Origin of the sequence: Cellulosimicrobium sp. PMB13 (assembly GCF_051294865.1) — a bacterium.
GTDB lineage: Bacteria > Actinomycetota > Actinomycetes > Actinomycetales > Cellulomonadaceae > Cellulosimicrobium.
Genome location: NZ_CP145910.1, coordinates 2,666,365 through 2,686,462 on the forward strand (window position 1 = coordinate 2,666,365; position 20,098 = coordinate 2,686,462).

The window sequence follows — 20,098 nt, forward strand, 5'->3', positions numbered from 1 at the left end:
TCCACCCTACACAGCACGTGACCTGCGCGGGCCGGACACGTGCTCTCTCGTCCGGACCCGCGTGGCAGAGTGTCCGTCGTGACCGAGCCCGTGCACCCGCCTGCCGACGTCCCGCCGACCTCGCCCCTGCGCGCCGTGGTGACCGGCGCGTCGTCGGGCATCGGGGAGGCGTGCGTGCGCCACCTGCGGGCGCGCGGCTGGGACGTCGTCGCGTTCGCGCGGCGCGCGGACCGCCTCGCCGACGTCGCGGAGCGGACGGGAGCGCACCCCGTCGTCGGGGACGTGACGTCGGACGACGACGTCGCTCGCCTCGTCGCGGAGGCGTCCGCCCGCGGTCCGGTGCACGCGCTGCTGAACATCGCGGGGTTCGGGCTCGGCGTCGACCACGTCGACGAGGCGAAGATCGACGAGTGGCGCGACATGTACGAGACGAACGTGCTCGGCACGATCCGCGTGACGAAGGCCTTCCTGCCGCACCTGCGCGCGTCGCGGCGCGGCGACATCGTCCTCATGACGTCGACCGCCGGCCACGACACGTACGTCGGCGGTTCCGGCTACGTCGCGTCGAAGCACGCGCTGCTCGGCGTGGCGAAGACGCTGCGGCTCGAGCTCGTGGGCGAGCCGATCCGTGTCATCGAGATCGCTCCCGGCCTCGTGCACACGCCCGAGTTCTCCCTCAACCGCTACCACGGCGACCAGTCGGGGGCCGACGCCGTGTACGCGGGCGTCGAGGACCCCCTCACCGCCGACGACGTCGCCGACGTCGTGACGTTCGCCGTCACGCGGCCGCACCACGTGAACATCGACTCGCTGATCCTGCGGCCGGTCGCGCAGGCGTCGACGTACTCGCTGTGGCGCGCCCCGCTCGAGCCGAAGGGCGTCCCGGCACGCGCGGACGCGCGCCGGGACACCTGACCGCCGGGCGGTCAGGCCCGCGTCGCCACCAGGAGCAGGTACTCCCAGTCCATGGCCCCGTCGGCGTCGAGGTGCCGCGCGCCGAGGTCGCGCAGCGCCGCGTCGAGCGCGGCCAGGCGGTCCGGGTCTCCCTCGAGGCTCCGGCGCACGGCGATGGTGGGCCCGTACCGGGAGGCGAAGTACGCGCGGAACTCCTCGCCGTCCGCGAACAGCGTGACGGGCAGGGTCCGCACCTCGGCCCGGACGTCGGTCACGCGGTCGCCCAGGAGCGAGCGCACGTGGGCCTCGTCGCCCCACCGGGGCGGCGGCTGGGCCCCGGGCGGCGGCGCGGGCGCGAAGGGCTTCATCGTCGCGAACATCTGCCCGATGAACCCGTCGGGCGTCCAGCTCGCGAGGCCGATCGTCCCGCCCGGGCGCGTCACGCGCACGATCTCGTCCGCGGCCGCCTGGTGGTGCGGCGCGAACATCACGCCGATGGCGGAGAGGGCGACGTCGAACGCCGCGTCCGCGAAGGGCAGGTCCTCGGCGTCCGCCTGCTGCCACGCGAGGTCGACGCCGCGCCCCGCGGCGACCAGCCGTCCGGCGTCGAGCAGCTCGGGCGTGAGGTCGGTCGCGACGACGTCCGCGCCGCGAGCCGCCGCGGCGATCGCCGCGTTCCCCGTGCCCGCCGCGACGTCGAGCACGCGCTGGCCCGCGTGCACGCTGCACGCGTCGACGAGGTCCTCGCCGAGGGCGTGCACCACCTCCGCCGCGACCGCGGGGTAGTCCCCGGACGCCCACATCGCGCGGTGCCTGGTCTTGAGGTCCGAGAGGACGACGGTGTCGGTCATGCGTGTCTCCTGATGTTCCGTCCGCGGTGGCGGACCGTGGTGGGTCACGTCCGACCAGCGTCGCGCTCCCTCCTGCGGGGCATCCAGTGCTGGATCTGTACCACCCGGGACTCTCGACGAGGGCCTGGTGCGGTCCCGTCCCCGGGTGTCTCCTGGAGGGGCGGACGAGGAACGGACGAGGAGACGGCGATGGCGACGTACGGCCAGTTCTGCCCGGTGGCCAAGGCCATGGAGGTGCTCGACGAGCGGTGGACCCTGCTCGTCGTGCGAGAGCTCCTCGCCGGGAGCACGCACTTCAACGAGCTGCGGCGCGGCAACCCCAAGATGTCGCCCGCCCTCCTCGCCAAACGGCTGCGCACGCTCGAGCGCGCCGGCGTGGTCCGGCGCTCCGAGATCGCCGGTCGCTCGGCGTACCGGCTCACGCTCGCCGGCGAGGAGCTGCGCCCCGTCGTCGAGTCGCTCGGCGCGTGGGGCGCGCGGTGGATCAGCGAGCTCGGCGAGGAGGACCTCGACCCGCACCTGCTGTTCTGGGACGTGCGTCGCACCGTGCCGGTGGCGACGTGGCCGCGCGAGCCCACGGCCGTCGAGTTCCGCCTGGACGACGTCGAGGCGCGCGTCGCCCGCTGGTGGCTCGTCGTGCGCGACGGCGACGCGGACCTGTGCGACGTCGACCCCGGTCTCGACCCGGCGGTCGTCGTCCGCTCGGGTCTGCGCGTCCTCACGCACGTGTGGCGGGGCGACACCACGTGGGAGCGGGCGCTGCGCAGCGGAGACGTCGTGCTCGACGGGCCGGTCGCCGCACGCCGCAGCCTGCCCGCGTGGCTCGGGCAGTCGGACCTCGCCCGCGTGCCCCGACCCGCCGCGTAGACGTGCCAGGCTGGGGGTATGACGGCATCCCGGCGGCATCCCTCCGTGCTCGCGGCGCTCGCGGGCGTCGTCGCGGCGGCCGTCGGGTTCGCCGTGGCGGAGCTGGTGGCCGCCGTCGTCGCGCCCGGGTCGAGCCCGCTGTTCGCGGCCGGGGCGGGCGTCGTCGACGTCGTGCCGGCGCCGCTCAAGGAGTGGGCGATCGCGACGTTCGGCACCGCGGACAAGGCGGTCCTGCTCGCGACGATGGGCGTCGTGCTCGCCGCGGGCGCGGCGCTCGCGGGGTGGCTCGAGCTGCGGCGGCCGCCCGCGGGCTCGGTGCTGCTGGGCGCGGTCGGAGCGGTCGGTGCCGTCGTCGCCGCGAGCCGGCCCGGCGCGAGCCTCGCGTGGGCGCTGCCCACGCTCGTCGGGGTCGCCGTCGCGATCCTGCTGCTGCGCGCCGAGGTCGGCACGCTGCGCGTACCCGCCGAGGTCGCGCGTGCGGACGGAGCGGCGCTCGCCGGCGATGTCGCGCCCACCTCGGGTCCGACCGTGGCCGGGGGAGCCAGGAGACCGGGCGTCGACCGGCGTCGGTTCCTCCTGGTCACCGGACTCGCGGCGGCCGCGGGCGTGGTCGCGCTCGCGACGTCGCGCGCCGTCTCGGCCGGCTCGCGCGCCGTGACCGCGGCACGCGAGGCGCTGCGGCTGCCCGCGCCGTCGGTCCCGGCTCCCGCCGTCCCCGCCGGGGCCGACCTCGCCGTCCCGGGACTCGCCCCGTACGTCACGCCGAACGACGACTTCTACCGCATCGACACGGCGCTGCGCGTGCCCCAGGTCGACCCGGACTCCTGGACCCTGCGCGTCTCCGGCCTCGTCGACGAGCCGTTCGAGATCACGCTCGACCAGATCCTCGCGCTCCCGCTCGTCGAGCACCACCTGACGCTCACGTGCGTCTCGAACTCCGTCGGCGGCGACCTCGTGGGCAACGCGCTGTGGCTCGGCTACCCGGTCCGCGAGCTCCTCGCCCGCGCGGGCGTGCAGGACGGCGCCGACATGGTCCTGTCCACGAGCGCCGACGGCTGGACCGCGAGCACGCCGCTCGACGTCCTCCAGGACGAGGGGCGCGAGTGCCTCCTCGCGGTAGGGATGAACGGGGAGCCGCTGCCCGCGGAGCACGGGTTCCCGGCACGGCTGGTGGTCCCGGGCCTGTACGGGTACGTCTCCGCGACCAAGTGGGTGACGGAGCTGAAGGTCACCACGTTCGCCGACGACGTCGCCTACTGGTCGACCCGCGGGTGGAGCGAGCGCGGCCCGATCAAGCTCGCCTCGCGCATCGACACGCCGCGCGCGAGCACGTCGGTCGACACGGGTGAGGTCACCGTCGCGGGCGTCGCGTGGGCGCAGCACACCGGGATCGAGTCCGTCGAGGTGCGGGTCGACGACGGCCCCTGGGAGGCGGCGACGCTCGCCGAGACCGTCGGTCCCGACACGTGGCGGCAGTGGTCGTTCGCGTGGGACGCCGACGCCGGCGACCACCGACTCACCGTGCGCGCGACCGCCGCGGACGGCGAGGTGCAGACGTCCGACGTCGCGCCCCCGGCGCCCGACGGCGCGAGCGGCTGGCACGAGGTGGACGTCCGCGTCGGCTGATGGCAGCATGTCCGCGTGACCTCCACCGCGCGACCCACGAGCAGCCCGCTCGTCGTCGCGCGCCCGCAGGTCGCCCTCGCCTCGTCCTGTTGTTGACGGCTCGCGGCGCCACGCGCAGCCGACCAGGTGTCCGCGAGCAGCCTCCCGTCCCTCCCTCCCGGTAGCCCGACGACCTCGTCGGGCACGGAGCGCAGGGCCGCGACGGTCGCCGGTTCCTCGGGCGGGTCATCGATGACTCGCACGCAGGGAACCGGTCTGCATCCCTGACGCCCGTCACCGAAGGACGCGAGACGACCATGTACCTCCCCGGCACGACCGCAGCGACCCGCCAGCCCACGGCCGCGAACCCGCCACTCACGGTCGAGTGGCTCGTCGCGCGCGACATCGACGCGTACAGCGCCCGCCGCCGTGCCCGGGCCGCCGCGCCGACCGAGCGGCGAGCCGGGTTGCGCGGCCCCGCTACCATGGACGCACAGGCATCGACCCGGCCATCACCGGTGAGCCTCCGGAAGAACGGGACCCGCGCCGTCGCGCACGCGGCGGAGAGCGGTCCTCAGTAGAACCGGACGGGGCAGGCCCGTCACAGCCTTCGACGAGCGGTCGGCGCACGCGCCGGCAAGCGAGGTGGTACCGCGGCACCCTCCCCTCGGGGCAGGGACGTCGTCCTCGCAGGAGAGCACGACCCGGACCACCACTCATCGGAGCCTCGAGACCATGGCCTACCCGCTGCACCGTTCGCCCGCCCCTGAGGGGACCGTCGAGACCCACGCCGGCGCGTCGTTCGGCATCCCCGCGTCGCCGGACCTCCCGGCGATCGAGCGCGAGGTGCTCGCGTACTGGGACGCGGACGACACGTTCCGCGCCTCGGTCGAGCGCAACCCCGCCGGGGAGAACGGCAGCAACGAGTTCGTCTTCTACGACGGCCCGCCGTTCGCGAACGGCTTGCCCCACTACGGCCACCTGCTCACGGGGTACGCGAAGGACGTCGTGCCGCGCTACCAGACCATGCGCGGCAAGCACGTCGAGCGGCGCTTCGGGTGGGACACGCACGGCCTGCCGGCCGAGCTCGAGGCGATGGACCAGCTGGGGATCAAGACCAAGGAGGAGATCCTCGAGCTGGGGATCGAGCGGTTCAACGACGCGTGCCGCGCGTCGGTGCTCAAGTACACCGGCGAGTGGCGCGACTACGTGACGCGCCAGGCGCGCTGGGTGGACTTCGAGAACGACTACAAGACGCTCGACCCGCGCTTCATGGAGTCGGTCATGTGGGCGTTCAAGTCCCTGCACGACAAGGGCCTCGTGTACGAGGGCTTCCGCGTCCTGCCGTACTGCTGGAACGACCAGACGCCGCTGTCCAACCACGAGCTGCGCATGGACGACGACGTGTACCAGGTCCGCCAGGACCCGGCCGTCACCGTCGGCCTGCGCCTCGTGACGGGCGAGCTCGCGCTCGTCTGGACGACGACGCCGTGGACGCTCCCGTCCAACCTCGTCGTCATGGTCGGCCCGGACGTCGACTACGTCGTCGTCGAGTCGTCGGCGACCGGCGTGAAGGAGCGCTACGTGCTCGCCGAGGCGCGCCTGCAGGCGTACGCGCGCGAGCTCACCGACCCGGGCGCGGACGGTACCGAGGGAGACGTCACGACCCAGGTGGTCGAGCGGCTCAAGGGCTCCGACCTCCTCGGCCGCTCGTACACCCCGCCGTTCTCCTACTACGCCGGCCACGCGAACGCGCACCGCGTCGTCGAGGCTGACTTCGTCACGACGACGGACGGCACGGGCCTCGTGCACGGCGCCGGCGCGTTCGGCGAGGACGACAAGGTCGTCTCGGACCGCGAGGGCATCGAGCCGGTGCTGCCGGTGGGGCCCGACGGGAAGTTCACCTTCCCCGTGGTCGACTACGAGAGCCTGCAGGTGTTCGACGCGAACGCGCTGATCATCGACCACCTCAAGGGCCGCACGCGGCACGACGCCGCCCGGCTGAAGTTCGGTCGCGACAGCGAGGAGGTGCCCGACGTCGCCCTCGGCGCGACGAGCCCGGGCACGGTGCTGCTGCGCCGCGAGTCGTACGCGCACTCCTACCCGCACTGCTGGCGCTGCCGGCAGCCGCTCATCTACATGGGCGTCTCCTCCTGGTTCGTCGCGGTGTCGACGTTCAAGGACCGCATGGTCGAGCTCAACGAGCAGATCGCGTGGACGCCGGAGCACATCCAGCACGGCCAGTTCGGGAAGTGGCTCGAGAACGCGCGCGACTGGTCGATCACGCGCAACCGCTTCTGGGGCAGCCCGGTGCCGGTGTGGAAGTCGGACGACCCGCAGTACCCGCGCGTCGACGTCTACGGGTCCTTCGGGGAGATCGAGCGCGACTTCGGCACGCTCCCGCGCGACGAGCACGGCCGGCCGGACCTGCACCGCCCGTTCGTCGACCGCCTCACGCGACCCAACCCCGACGACCCCACGGGGCGGTCCACGATGCGCCGCGTCGAGGACGTGCTCGACGTGTGGTTCGACTCGGGCTCGATGCCGTACGCCCAGGTCCACTACCCGTTCGAGAACGCCGGCTGGTTCGAGGACCACAACCCGGGCGACTTCATCGTCGAGTACATCGGCCAGACCCGAGGCTGGTTCTACACGCTGCACGTCCTCGCGACCGCGCTCTTCGACCGCCCGGCCTTCCGCTCGGCCGTGTCGCACGGCATCGTGCTCGGCTCCGACGGCCGCAAGATGAGCAAGTCGCTGCGCAACTACCCGGACGTCAACGAGGTCTTCGACCGCGACGGCTCCGACGCGATGCGCTGGTTCCTCATGAGCTCGCCGATCCTGCGCGGCGGGAACCTCGTGGTCACCGAGGACGGGATCCGCGACTCCGTGCGCCAGGTGCTCCTGCCGCTGTGGAGCACGTACTACTTCTTCACCCTCTACGCGAACACCTCCAAGGCGCAGGCGCGGGGGGAGCGGCGGGGGTCCGACGACCTGGGCACGTCGACCGGGTACGTCGCGCAGCGAGTCGCGCCCGAGCGCGTGGCCGGGATGCCGGCGCTCGACCGGTACCTGCTCGCGCGCACGCACGACCTCGTCGTGCGCGTGACGGAACAGCTCGACGCGTACGACATCGCGGGGGCGTGCGAGACCGTGCGCGAGCACCTCGACGTGCTCACCAACTGGTACGTGCGGACGCAGCGCGACCGGTTCTGGGCCGAGGACGCCGACGCGTTCGACACGCTGTACACCGCGCTCGAGACGCTCACGCGCGTCATGGCGCCGCTCGCGCCGCTGCTCACGGAGGAGGTCTGGCGCGGGCTGACGGGCGGGCGCTCGGTGCACCTCACCGACTGGCCGACGACCACGCAGGAGGTCGGCGAGCGGCACGAGGGCAGCGAGGGGCGCCACGCCGTGGCCGTCCGGCACGTCCCCGAGGCAGGCCTCGTCGCCGACGACGCGCTCGTCGCCGCGATGGACGAGGTGCGCGCCGTCGCGTCGGCCGCGCTCGGCCTGCGCAAGGCGCACCAGCTGCGCGTGCGGCAGCCGCTCGCGCGACTGACGGTCGTCGTCGACGACCCGGACGCGCTCGCGCCGTACACCGACCTGCTCGCGCGCGAGCTCAACGTCAAGGCCGTCGACCTCGAGCCCACGGACTCGGGCGCCGCCGAGCGGTTCGGCGTCACGCAGCGCCTCGCGGTCAACGCGCGCGCCGCGGGCCCGCGCCTGGGCCGCGGCGTCCAGGCCGTCATCAAGGCGTCGAAGGCGGGCGCGTGGCGCGTGGACGACGCGGGCGAGGTCGTCGTGACGACCGACGACGGCGACGTCGCGCTGCTCGCGGCCGAGTACGAGCTGACCACCGTCGTCGCGGCGCGCGAGGCGGGCGACGGCCCCGACGGCGGCCCCACCGTGGCAGCGGCGGTGCTGCCGGGCGGCGGGTTCGTGGTGCTCGACCTCGTGCTCGACGACGCGCTGCTCGCCGAGGGCTACGCGCGTGACGTGGTGCGGGACGTCCAGGACGCGCGCAAGGCCGCGGGCCTCGACGTCGCCGACCGGATCCGCCTGTCGCTCGACGTGCCCGCGCAGTGGGTCGCCGCGGTCACCGAGCACCGCGACCTCGTGGCGCGCGAGACGCTCGCCGTGGAGGTCGTGGTCGACACGTCGCCGACGGACCAGCGCGCGGTGCGCGTGGAGAAGGCCGGAGACCACGGGACGAGCGAGACGGACGGGGTGACGGCGTGAGCACGAGGGACGACAGGCGGCCGACCGGCAAGAGGTCCGGGGCGACGGCACGGGAGAAGGCCGAGGACGCCGCCGCGCAGGAGTCGCTGCGCGAGGTCTACGGCCACATCATGGCGCGCGCGCCCGAGCACGACATCGACCCGACGCTCGACCGCGTGCGGCGCGTCCTCGAGCTGCTCGGCGACCCGCACCGCGCGTACCGCGCCGTGCACGTCACGGGCACGAACGGCAAGAGCTCGACGGCGCGCGTCGTCGAGCGCCTCGTCCGTGAGCACGGGCTGCGCACCGGGCTCTTCACGAGCCCGCACCTGACGAGCGTCACCGAGCGCATCCAGGTCGACGGGGAGCCGCTCTCCGCGCGCCGGTTCGTGGAGGTGTGGGAGGACGTCGCCCCGTACGTCGGCGTCGTGGACCGCGAGTCTCAGGAGGCGGGCGGCCCCCGCCTGAGCTTCTTCGAGGTGCTCACGGTCATGGCGCTCGCCGCTTTCGCCGACGCGCCCGTCGACGTCGCGGTGGTCGAGGTCGGCCTCGGCGGGACGTGGGACTCGACGAACGTCGTCGACGGCGACGTCGCGGTCATCACGCCCGTCGCTCACGACCACGAGCGGTGGCTCGGCAGCACGCTCGAGGAGATCGCGGGCAACAAGGCGGGCATCGTCAAGGACGGTGCCACCGTGGTCGTCGCGGAGCAGGAGCCCGAGGTGCTCGAGGTGGTGCTCGACCGCGCGCGCGCGGTCGGAGCGCGGGTCCTGCGCGAGGGCGTCGACCTCGAGGTCGCGCAGCGTCACGTCGCCGTCGGGGGCCAGCTCCTCGACCTGCGGACGCCGGTTGCGCTGTACACCGAGATCTTCCTCCCGCTGCACGGGGCGCACCAGGCGCACAACGCGCTGCTGGGCCTGACCGCCGTGGAGACCCTGATGGGCGGACGGTCGCTCGACGGCGCGCTCGTCGAGACGGCGTTCGCCGACGTCTCCTCGCCGGGCCGCCTCGAGGTCGTGCGGTCGAGCCCGGCCGTCCTGGTCGACGCAGCGCACAACGCCGCGGGGGCCGAGGCGCTCGTCGCCGCGCTCGACGAGGCGTTCGACTTCCGGCACCTCGTCGGCGTCGTCGGGATCATGGGGGACAAGGACGCCGAGTCGCTGCTCTCCGCGCTCGAGCCCGTCCTGGCGGAGGTCGTCATCACCCGGAACAGCTCCGACCGGTCGGCGGACGTCACGGACCTCGCCGAGCTCGCCGCGGAGGTCTTCGGCGAGGACCGGGTGCGCAGCACGGAGCGGCTCGACGAGGCGCTCCAGATCGCCGTCGACCTCGCGGAAGCCGCCGACCCCGTCGGCGTCGGCACGGGGACCGGCGTCCTCGTGACGGGATCCGTCGTCACGGTCGCGGACGCGCGGATCCTGCTCGGGCGCGGCTGACCCCGCGCGCGGCCTGTCGCCCGGGTGTTTGATGGTCCCAGCGCCGTCGGGCGGGGCAGGCCCGGCACGGCCGCCGACCGACGACGGAGGAACCACCGTGAAGAAGCTGCTCAACGACCCCCAGGACGCGGTGACGGAGTCCCTCGCGGGCTTCGGTCTGGCGCACGCCGACCTCGTCGAGGTCCACCTGTCCCCGCCGTACGTCACGCGCGCGGGTGGTGCGGTGGACGGCAAGGTCGGGCTCGTCTCGGGCGGCGGGTCGGGCCACGAGCCGCTGCACGCGGGCTTCGTGGGAGCGGGCATGCTCGACGCCGCGGTCCCCGGTGCGGTGTTCACCTCGCCGACCCCGGACCAGATCGTGCCCGCGGTCCTCGCGGCGGACTCGGGCGCCGGCGTGCTCGTCATCGTCAAGAACTACACGGGCGACGTCCTGAACTTCGAGACCGCGGTCGAGCTCGTCGAGGCCGAGGGCACGCAGGTCACGAGCATCCTCGTCAACGACGACGTCGCGGTCGAGGACTCGCTGTACACGGCAGGTCGTCGCGGGGTCGCGGGGACGGTGTGCGTCGAGAAGATCGCGGGCGCCGCGGCCGAGCGGGGCGACGACCTGGGTGCCGTCACCGAGATCGCCGGCCGCGTCGTCGCGAACGTCCGCTCGATGGGCGTCGCGCTGACGGCCTGCACGGTGCCCCACGTCGGGCGCCCGAGCTTCGACCTCGGCGACGACGAGGTGGAGATCGGCATCGGCATCCACGGGGAGCCGGGTCGCCACCGCGTCCCCCTCGCTCCGGCGGACGAGGTGACGCGCATGCTGCTCGACCCGGTCTCCGACGACCTCGGGCTCGCGGGCGGCGACGACGTGTTGCTGTTCGTTAACGGAATGGGCGGTACGCCGCTGTCCGAGCTGTACGTCGTCTATGGTCGGGCGAGGAGACTGCTCGAGGAGCGCGGCGTGCGCGTCACGCGGTCGCTCGTGGGCAACTACGTCACGTCGCTGGAGATGCAGGGGGCGTCGGTGACCGTGCTGCGCCTGGACGACGAGCTCACCACGCTGTGGGACGCTCCCGTCCGCACGCCTGCGCTGCACTGGTGACGGTCCGGGCGCCGCTCGTCGGGCGCCCGCTCGCGACGCGTACGGTCTCCGGAGCCGGCGGTACCGCCGGTTCTGCGGCAAGGAGAGGTGGGGCATGACGCTGGACGTGGCCTGGGCGGACCGTTGGGCTCGGCTGAGCGCCGAGCGGATCGCGGCGTCGAAGGACGAGCTGACGGAGCTGGACCGGCAGATCGGGGACGGCGACCACGGGGAGAACCTCGACCGCGGCTACCGCGCGGTGGTGGCCAAGCTCGACGTGACACAGACTCCCGAGCAGATCGGGGACGTCCTCAAGCTCGTCGCGACCACGCTCATGTCGTCGGTCGGCGGCGCGTCGGGCCCGCTCTACGGCACGGCCTACCTGCGCGCGGCCAAGGTCACGGGCCTCGCGGAGCTCGACGCCCAGGGCGTGGTCGCCCTGCTCGAGGGCGCACTGGAGGGCATCACCGCGCGCGGCAAGGCCGTCGTGGGGGAGAAGACCATGGTGGACGCGTGGCAGCCCGCGGTGGACGCCGCCGAGGCGGCGGCGCACGACGGGGCGACGACCGTCGAGGTTCTCGACGCCGCGGCGCGCGCCGCGCGGGCCGGTGCCGAGGCGACCGTGCCGCTCGTGGCCACGAAGGGTCGCGCGAGCTACCTCGGTGAGCGCAGCGCGGACCACCAGGACCCGGGTGCGACGTCGACGGCGATCCTGCTCGAGGCCGCGCGGGACGCGGCCGCGGACGTCCGCGGGGCGGCCTGAGCATGGCGGGCGGTGGTCCGGCGCTCACGCGCGCCCGCGTCGCCCTCGTCCTCGTCTCCCACTCCCAGCGGCTGGCCCAGGGCGCGGTCGAGCTCGCCGCCCAGATGGCCCCCGGCGTCCTGCTGCTCGCCGCCGGCGGGACGGACGACGGCGGGCTCGGGACGAGCTACGACCGCGTCTCCGGCGCGGTGTCGGAGGCGCTCGCGGTCGCGGACGGCGTGGTGGTCCTCGCGGACCTCGGGTCCGCCGTGATGACCGTGGAGTCGGTGCTCGACGTCGAGGACGGGCTGGACGGCCGCGTCGCGCTCGCCGACGCCCCGTTCGTCGAGGGCGCGGTGGCCGCGGCCGTGACGGCGCACGGGGGAGGGGACGTCGCGGCGGTCCTCGCCGCGGCGGAGCACGCCGGGAGCACCTTCGCCCCCGTCGTCGACGACGCCTCGCGGGCGGGGGCGGACGACGCGGCCCCGCGCGCCGACGAGGTGCCGGCCGCTGCGGCCGTGGCCCGCGTGACCCTGCGCAACCCGCTGGGCCTGCACGCTCGTCCTGCGGCCGTCCTGGCACGCCTGATCGCCGGCTACGACGCCTCGGTGACGATCGAGGGCGTGAACGGCGCGAGCGTGCTCGAGCTCATGAAGCTCGGTGCCACGGGTGGGCAGGAGCTCGCGGTGACCGCCGACGGACCGCAGGCGCGCGAGGCGCTGGACGCCGTCGTCGGGGCGGTCGAGGGCGGGTTCGGCGAGGTCTGAACCCTGTGAGGCACGTCACCCGAGAGTGCAGTTGCTGCAAAATTGCGTCGGCTGCAATAATCTCGGGGTGACCACGACCTCGTCGACCCTCGAGACCTCGGGCGGGCTCCGCGCCCGCAAGAAGCAGCGTCGGCACGACGAGTTCGTCGGGGCGGCCCAGCGCCTCGTCCTGGAGCGTGGCCTCGACGCCGTCACGGTCGAGGACATCTGCGACGCCGTCGGGGTCTCGCCCCGCACGTTCTTCAATTACTTCCCCTCGAAGGACGACGCCGTGCTGGGCCTCGAGCCGTTCGAGATCCGGCCGGAGGTCGCTGCCGCGTTCGTCGCGGGGGGACCGACAGGCCTGCTGCTCGACGACCTGGCCGTGCTCGTGGCGGACGTGCTGGAACACCAGGTCGTCACGCCCGAACGGATGCACTGCACGCTCGAGCTCGTCACGCGCGAGCCGCGGCTCCTCGTGCGGCACGTCGCCTGGGTCGAGGAGCACCGGGCCGAGATGGTCGAGCTCTTCAGCGCGCGCCGTCTCGCCCTGCCGTACGCACCCGACCCGGAGCTGCTCGCGCTCGTCGTCATGACGCTGCTGCGCGTGAGCGCGCTGGAGTGGCAGAAGAGCGGTGGGGAGGGCAGCCCCGTCGACCACCTGGACGACGTCGTGGACCAGCTCCGCTCGCTCCTCGCCCCGCCGCCCCACGACTGACCGCGCACGACCGACCGCGCACGACCGACCGCGCACCGCGCGGTCACCACGACCGACGACCGGCAGCGCGCCGGCCGACCGCACCATCCCCCCGACGACGGGCCCGCGCGCCCGCCGGCGCGTGCCGCCCGTCCCGACCGAAGTGGATCTCCCATGGCCAGCCCTCAGACCGCCTCGCCCGCGGCCCCGACGGACGGCGGCAAGCCGCTCGTCGTGCTCACCCCCCGCACCGTGTGGGTGATCTTCGGCGCCCTCATGGCGTCGATGTTCCTGTCCTCGCTCGACCAGTCCATCGTCGGCACCGCGATGCCCACGATCGTCGGGGAGCTCCACGGCGTGGAGCACCAGGGCTGGGTCATCACCGCCTACATCCTCGCGATCGCGATCGTCATGCCGCTCTACGGCAAGTTCGGCGACCTCTGGGGCCGGCGCTGGCCGTTCCTCGTCGCGATCGGCCTGTTCACCGTCGCCTCCGCGGGGGCAGGGTTCGCGCAGTCGTTCCCCGAGCTCGTCGCGTGGCGCGGCGTGCAGGGCCTCGGCGGCGGCGGGCTCATGATCCTCTCCCAGGCGATCATCGCCGACATCGTGCCCGCCAAGGACCGCGGCAAGTACATGGGCCCGATGGGCGCCCTGTTCGGCATCGCCGCGGTGATCGGCCCGCTCCTCGGCGGCTGGTTCACCGAGAGTCCCGGCTGGCGCTGGGCGTTCTGGATCAACGTCCCGATCGGTATCGCGGCGTTCATCGTCGGGTGGGTCGCGCTCAAGCTCCCGTCGCACCGCTCCGGGCGCAAGATCGACGTCGCGGGCATCTTCTTCATGGTCGTCGCGACGTCGGGCATCGTCCTCGTCACGAGCTGGGAGTCGCTCACCACGTCGCGCGGCTACGACTGGTCCGACCCGTGGCTGCTGGGGCTCGTGGCGGCCGTCGTCGTCTCGATCGCCGCGTTCATCGTGGTCGAGAACCGCGCCGAGGAGCCGCTGCTCCCGCTGCACCTGTTCAAGAACTCGACGTTCACCATCGCGACGCTCATCGGCCTGGTGCTGGGCATGGGGATGTTCTCCGCGCTCGCCTTCCTCCCGACGTTCCTGCAGATGTCGACCGGGGCGGGCGTGACCGAGTCCGGGTTCCTCATGCTGCCGATGATGGTCGGCGTCATGCTCACGGCCATCGGCTCGGGTATCGCGATCACCAAGACGGGTCGCTACCGGATGTTCCCCATCGCGGGCCTCGCGATCACCGCGCTCGGGATGATGTGGCTCACCCGGATCACCGGCGACATGTCGATGGTGCTCTTCGGCGCGATGATCTTCGTCATGGGGGCCGGCATGGGCCTCGTCATGCAGACGATCGTCCTCGCGGTCCAGAACTCCGTCGACCCGCACGAGCTCGGCACGGCGACGAGCGCCAACAACTTCTTCCGCGAGATCGGCGCCGCCGTGGGCACCGCGCTGTTCTCGACCATCTTCACGTCGCGCCTCGCCGACAACCTCGAGGGCGTCTTCGCCGGCCTGCCCGCGGGCAGCGTGCCGGCAGGCGCGGAGGGTTCGTCCCTCACGCCGGAGGTGGTGCAGTCGCTCCCCGAGCCCGTGCACACCGGCGTCGTCGACGCCTTCACCGACGCGCTCGCGCCGGCCTTCTGGTACCTCGTGCCGCTCGTCCTCGTCGGGTTCGTCCTCGCGCTGTTCCTCAAGGATGTCCGCCTGTCCGACGTCGCGGGGATGGTCGCGCGCGGCGAGGCCGTCGCCGACCCGGGGCAGGCGCGCCCGGTCGTCGACGACGAGCACGACGAGGCCGCCGTGGTCGTCGTCGGCAGCGAGCCGGCCGCCGACGTGGCGGCAGGCCGCGCAGGGTCGGAGGCCCCGTCGGCCGACCGTCCGCGCGACGACGCGCCGGTATCCTGACCGGGTGAGCTCCACCCCGTCGTCGCCGGTCCCCGCCCCGCAGCCGTCCCGCCACGGCCGCGCGGCGGGGCCGGTGCGCCCGTCCCCGGGCGACCGCATCAAGCCCAAGAAGTCCGCGAAGGAGCAGTTCGCGTCGACGACGCTCCTGCTCGAGGCGTTCGTCGTCGTCTTCGCGACCCTGGTCGCCTACGGCCTGCGCGACATCCCCTACTCGCGCGGGCCCCTCGAGCTGCCCACCCCCGCGTCCATCTGGATCGTCGGTGGCGTGCTCTTCGTCGTGCTGGTCGTCCTGTCGCGCATGGTCGGCACACCCGGTGGGTACGTCGGCGGCACCGTCGTCCAGGTCCCGGTCCTCGGGTTCGGGCTCGTCGTCCCGATGATGTTCGTCGTGGGCGGCATCTTCGTCGCGCTGTGGATCGTCTCGCTCCGGCTGGGCGGCCGCATCGACCGCGAGCGCGCCGCGTACGACGCCGAGCACCCCGAGACGGCGCCGAACGCCGGCTGAGCCGTCCGGACGGTTCGGGGACGGTCCGTCGTCCCCGGTAGGCTCGCCGCCATGACCGACGTCGCACCCGCCGTGACCGAAACGATCGAACGCACCCTCGTCCTCGTCAAGCCCGACGGCGTCCGCCGCGGCCTGTCCGGCGAGATCCTTCGCCGCATCGAGGCCAAGGGCTACACGCTCGCGGCCGTCCGCCTGCTCGACGCCACCCCGGAGCTGCTCGCCGCGCACTACGCCGAGCACGAGGGCAAGCCGTTCTACCAGCCGCTCGTCGACTTCATGCTGTCGGGCCCGATCCTCGCGGTCGTCGCCGAGGGCCAGGGCGTCATCCCCGGTTTCCGCTCCCTCGCCGGCGCCACGAACCCCACCGAGGCCGCGCCCGGCACGATCCGCGGCGACCTGGGCCGCGACTGGGGCCTGAAGGTCCAGCAGAACCTCGTGCACGGGTCCGACTCGCCCGAGTCCGCCGCGCGCGAGATCGCGCTCTGGTTCCCCGAGCTGGGCTGAGGACCGGGTCGTCGGCGGGCGCTCAGGGCAGCGCCCGCCGACACCTTCGCGGGGGAGGGGCGGGCCGTCGCGGGTCTACCATCCGCCCGCTCGTCCCTCGCGGGCTCCCGCCAGACCCGCCACGACCCGCGACGGCCCACCCCACCCCACCCCCACCCCCACCCCCGCTCCGGCGTCGGCTCGTCCGGACCGGCAAACCATGCTCGTCTGGCGGTCGAGCCGCAGCGCACCTCCTCGCCGAACCCCGGGTTGTGTGGCATGAACCGGTCCCTCTGCCGCACAACCCGGGGTTCGACGCCGGGACTCTCCTGGGTCGACGACGTCGGCCTTGCCTGCCGCTCGCGGCCGCGCAGATGCGCGGGATCGTGGGGAGGCCGGTCTAGGCTCGGGCCGTGCACCTCAAGACGCTGACGCTCCGGGGCTTCAAGTCGTTCGCCTCGGCGACGACGCTGAGCTTCGAGCCCGGCGTGACGTGCGTCGTCGGGCCGAACGGGTCGGGGAAGTCGAACGTCGTCGACGCGCTCGCCTGGGTGATGGGGGAGCAGGGAGCGAAGACGCTGCGCGGCGGGAAGATGGAGGACGTCATCTTCGCCGGGACGACCGGCAGGCCGCCGCTCGGGCGTGCCGAGGTCGCGCTGACGATCGACAACACCGACGGTGCGCTGCCGATCGACTACACCGAGGTGACGATCTCCCGCACGCTGTTCCGCAGCGGCGGCTCCGAGTACGCGATCAACGGGTCACCGTGCCGCCTGCTCGACATCCAGGACCTGCTCTCCGACTCGGGCCTCGGGCGCGAGATGCACGTCATCGTGGGGCAGGGGCAGCTCGACGCGGTGCTGCGCGCGACGCCGGAGGACCGGCGCGGGTTCGTCGAGGAGGCTGCCGGCGTCCTCAAGCACCGCAAGCGCAAGGAGAAGGCGCTGCGCAAGCTCGACGCGATGCAGGCCAACCTCACGCGGCTCGCCGACCTCACCTCCGAGGTGCGGCGCCAGCTCGGCCCGCTGGGACGGCAGGCCGAGATCGCCCGCAAGGCCGCGACCATCCAGGCCGACGTGCGCGACGCGCGGGCCCGCCTCCTCGCCGACGACCTCGCCCAGCTCACGGCGGCCCTCGAGCAGGAGATCGCGGACGAGGCCGCGCTGCGGGCCCGGCAGGCCGAGGTCGAGCGCGAGCTCGCCGCCGCCCGGGACCGCCTCGCGGCCCACGAGCGCGAGGCCGCCGCCGCGGCCCCGGCGCTCGGCGCGGCGACCGACGTCTGGTACCGGCTGTCGTCGCTGCGCGAACGCCTGCGGGGCACGCAGACGCTCGCGGAGGAGCGGCTGCGTCTCCTCGGGCGACCGGAGCCCGCGCAGCGCGGTCAGGACCCCGACGACCTCGAGCGGCAGGCGGAGCGGGTGCGGGTCACCGAGGTCGAGCTCGAGGAGGAGGTCTCCCGCGCCCGAGAGGCCCTCGCCGTGGCCGTCGCGGAGCGCGAGGAGGCGGAGGCGGCCGCGGGGGAGGCGGAGCGCGCCGTCGCGACGCTCCTGCGCGGCGCGGCCGACCGGCGCGAGGGCCTGGCGCGCCTCGCGGGCCAGGTGGCCGCGCAGCGCACCCGCGTCGAGTCCGCCGAGGCGGAGATCGGTCGCCTGCGCGAGTCCCTCGCCGAGGCCGAGCGCCGAGGTGCCCAGGCGAGCACCGAGTTCGCGGTGCTCGAGACCCAGGTCGTAGGGGTCGAGGAGGGTGAGGAGGGGCTCGACGCCGAGCACGAGGCCGCGGCGGACGAGGTCGAGCGTGCGGCGGGCGAGGTCGTCGCGCTGCAGGAGCAGGCGAGCCGCGCCGAGCAGGAGCGCGCCACGTGGAGCGCGCGCATCGAGGCGCTCGAGCTGAGCCTCGACCGCAAGGACGGCGCCGGGGCCCTGCTCGCGGCCGACCACGTGGGCGTCGTCGGCTCCCTCGCGGCGATGCTCGGCATCGAGGCGGGCTACGAGGACGCGATCGCGGCCGCGCTCGGGCCCGCGGCCGACGCGGTCACGGTCGAGTCCGTCGACGCGGCCGTCGACGCGCTGCGCTACCTGCGGACCGAGGACGCGGGACGTGCCGGACTGGTGGTCGCGGGAGACGACGGCAGTGCCGACGCGGGGCGACGGACGGGGACCCTGCCCGACGGCGCCCGGTGGGCCGCAGAGGTCGTCACCGCGACCGGCGGGGTCGGACGGGTCGTGACCGCGCTGCTCGACGCCGTCGCCGTCGTCGACGACCTCGCGCAGGCGCGCGCGCTCCTCGGGGCGCGGCCGGACCTCGTCGCCGTGACGCGCGCGGGTGACCTGCTCGCGTCCGGGCGCGCCTGGGGCGGCAGCGCGTCGGCGCCGAGCGTCCTGCACCTGCAGTCCGCGCTCGACGAGGCGCGGGTGGCCCACTCCGACGCGACGGCGCGCGCCGAACGTGCCCGGTTCGCGCTGGTCGCCGCTCGTGAGGCGGAGGTCGCGGCGCGCGGCCGCTACGACGAGACCCTCGAACGGCTCAACGAGTCGGACGCCCAGCTCGCGGCGGTCGCCGAGCAGCTCGGTCACCTCGGCGCAGCGGCCCGGTCGGCCGCTGCCGAGGCGGAGAGAGCACGGACGACGCTCGCCCGTGCGTCGGACGGGCTGGACGAGGCGCGGACGGCGCTCGCCGAGCTCGTCGAGCGGCTCGACGTCGCCCAGGACGCGCCGGAGCAGTCGGAGGACGCGCTGACCGACGCGAGCGAGGAGCGCGACCGGCTCGTGGCCGGAGCGGCGGCAGCGCGGGGCCGTGAGACGGAGTCGCGGCTCGCGCTGCGCACGAGCGAGGAGCGCGCGCGTGCCGTCGCGGGCCGTGCGCAGGCGCTGGCCCGGGCAGCCGCTGCCGAGCGCGACGCACGGGAGCGCGCGGCACGGCGGGAGGAGGTGCGCGTCCGCCAGGCAGGCAGGGCCGCGACGGTCCGCGACGGTGCCGCGCGCACCCTGGTGGCCCTCGAGCGCTCGCTCTCCCGGGCAGGCGACGAGCGCAGCGCCGCCGAGGCCGCGCGGGCCGAGCACGACGCCGCCGTGACCGCGGCGCGCGGCGCGGTCGACGAGCTCGCGACGCGACTGCGCGAGCTGACCGACGTCGCGCACCGTGACGAGGTCGCGCGCGCCCAGCAGCAGCTGCGCATCGAGCAGCTCCAGGCGCGCAGCGTCGACGAGCTCGGCCTCGACCCGGAGGTGCTCGTGGACGAGTTCGGCCCGCACCGCCCGGTCCCGGTCACGGGAGCGGGCGCCGACGCGGACGACGAGCCGAGCACCGTGCCCTACGACCGCGCCGCCCAGGAGAAGCGGCTGAAGGCCGCCGAGCGCGACCTCGGCCGGCTCGGCAAGGTGAACCCGCTCGCTCTCGAGGAGTTCGCAGCGCTCGAGGAGCGGCACAAGTTCCTCGCGGACCAGCTCGCCGACCTCAAGAAGTCGCGCGCCGACCTGCTCGAGATCGTCCGCGAGATCGACGAGCGCGTCGAGCGGGTCTTCGCCGACGCCTACCGGGACACGGCCGAGCAGTTCGAGCGCGTCTTCGCGCGCATGTTCCCGGGCGGCGAGGGGCGGCTCGTCCTCACCGACCCGGACGACCTGCTCACGACGGGGATCGAGGTCGAGGCGCGACCGGCGGGCAAGAAGGTCAAGCGCCTCTCGCTGCTGTCCGGGGGCGAGCGCTCGCTCACGGCGGTCGCGCTGCTCGTCGCGATCTTCAAGGCGCGGCCGTCGCCGTTCTACGTCATGGACGAGGTCGAGGCCGCGCTCGACGACGTGAACCTGGGTCGGCTCCTCGAGATCTTCCGCGAGCTCCAGGAGGACTCCCAGCTCATCGTGGTCACGCACCAGAAGCGCACCATGGAGATCGCGGACGCGCTCTACGGCGTGACGATGCGCGGCGACGGCGTCACGACCGTCATCAGCCAGCGCCTGCGCGAGGCGAAGGAGCCGCAGCCCGCGTGACTCCTCGTCCCGGACGAACCACCAGCGTGCGCACGGACCGGACAATCACCGAGAAATCGTTGCAATTCCG

At 74.1% G+C, this 20,098-nt stretch carries 14 protein-coding genes; 13 read left to right on the top strand and 1 reads right to left on the bottom strand.

What is annotated here, in order from left to right:
- Positions 1 to 78 precede the first annotated feature (78 nt).
- The gene (locus V5D56_RS11965) at positions 79 to 915 is read left to right on the top strand and encodes an SDR family oxidoreductase (protein WP_435735558.1); all 837 of its coding nucleotides are present in this window, start codon (positions 79 to 81) and stop codon (positions 913 to 915) included.
- Between the two features lie 11 nt (positions 916 to 926).
- On the opposite strand, the gene V5D56_RS11970 is transcribed toward V5D56_RS11965, so the two are convergent.
- A complete protein-coding gene (locus V5D56_RS11970) occupies positions 927 to 1,745 on the bottom strand; it encodes a class I SAM-dependent methyltransferase (protein WP_435735559.1) in 819 nt (272 codons plus the stop codon).
- A 189-nt stretch (positions 1,746 to 1,934) separates the two neighbouring features.
- Here V5D56_RS11970 and V5D56_RS11975 point away from each other — a divergent pair, with 189 nt between their 5' ends.
- From V5D56_RS11975 to smc, 12 genes are all read left to right on the top strand, one after another.
- Positions 1,935 to 2,612, top strand: a complete 678-nt coding sequence (locus V5D56_RS11975; protein ID WP_435735560.1) for a winged helix-turn-helix transcriptional regulator — start codon at positions 1,935 to 1,937, stop codon at positions 2,610 to 2,612.
- A gap of 18 nt (positions 2,613 to 2,630) precedes the next feature.
- Positions 2,631 to 4,238 (top strand): molybdopterin-dependent oxidoreductase, encoded by a 1,608-nt coding sequence (locus V5D56_RS11980; protein WP_435735561.1) that lies wholly within the window; start codon positions 2,631 to 2,633, stop codon positions 4,236 to 4,238.
- Between the two features lie 714 nt (positions 4,239 to 4,952).
- Entirely contained in the window at positions 4,953 to 8,459 is a 3,507-nt protein-coding gene (gene ileS / locus V5D56_RS11985; RefSeq protein WP_435735562.1) for an isoleucine--tRNA ligase, read from the top strand.
- Positions 8,456 to 9,874 carry a bifunctional folylpolyglutamate synthase/dihydrofolate synthase gene (locus V5D56_RS11990; protein WP_435735563.1) on the top strand — a complete coding sequence of 473 codons (1,419 nt, stop codon included), beginning with the start codon at positions 8,456 to 8,458 and terminating at the stop codon, positions 9,872 to 9,874. Before ileS ends, V5D56_RS11990 begins: the two co-directional genes overlap by 4 nt.
- Before the next feature lie 97 nt (positions 9,875 to 9,971).
- Entirely contained in the window at positions 9,972 to 10,967 is a 996-nt protein-coding gene (gene dhaK / locus V5D56_RS11995) for a dihydroxyacetone kinase subunit DhaK (protein WP_435735564.1), read from the top strand.
- A gap of 94 nt (positions 10,968 to 11,061) precedes the next feature.
- The gene (gene dhaL / locus V5D56_RS12000) at positions 11,062 to 11,709 is read left to right on the top strand and encodes a dihydroxyacetone kinase subunit DhaL (RefSeq protein WP_435735565.1); all 648 of its coding nucleotides are present in this window, start codon (positions 11,062 to 11,064) and stop codon (positions 11,707 to 11,709) included.
- Between the two features lie 2 nt (positions 11,710 to 11,711).
- A complete protein-coding gene (gene dhaM, locus V5D56_RS12005) occupies positions 11,712 to 12,455 on the top strand; it encodes a dihydroxyacetone kinase phosphoryl donor subunit DhaM (protein ID WP_435735566.1) in 744 nt (247 codons plus the stop codon).
- A 67-nt stretch (positions 12,456 to 12,522) separates the two neighbouring features.
- A complete protein-coding gene (locus V5D56_RS12010) occupies positions 12,523 to 13,152 on the top strand; it encodes a TetR/AcrR family transcriptional regulator (protein ID WP_435735567.1) in 630 nt (209 codons plus the stop codon).
- A gap of 153 nt (positions 13,153 to 13,305) precedes the next feature.
- A complete protein-coding gene (locus V5D56_RS12015) occupies positions 13,306 to 15,054 on the top strand; it encodes an MDR family MFS transporter (protein ID WP_435735568.1) in 1,749 nt (582 codons plus the stop codon).
- Between the two features lie 4 nt (positions 15,055 to 15,058).
- Complete coding sequence (locus V5D56_RS12020) at positions 15,059 to 15,559, top strand: DUF4233 domain-containing protein (protein ID WP_435735569.1); 501 nt, start codon at positions 15,059 to 15,061, stop codon at positions 15,557 to 15,559.
- A gap of 51 nt (positions 15,560 to 15,610) precedes the next feature.
- Entirely contained in the window at positions 15,611 to 16,063 is a 453-nt protein-coding gene (ndk, locus tag V5D56_RS12025; protein WP_435735570.1) for a nucleoside-diphosphate kinase, read from the top strand.
- 392 nt (positions 16,064 to 16,455) lie between these two features.
- Positions 16,456 to 20,028 (top strand): chromosome segregation protein SMC, encoded by a 3,573-nt coding sequence (gene smc, locus V5D56_RS12030; RefSeq protein WP_435735571.1) that lies wholly within the window; start codon positions 16,456 to 16,458, stop codon positions 20,026 to 20,028.
- Positions 20,029 to 20,098: the final 70 nt, after the last annotated feature.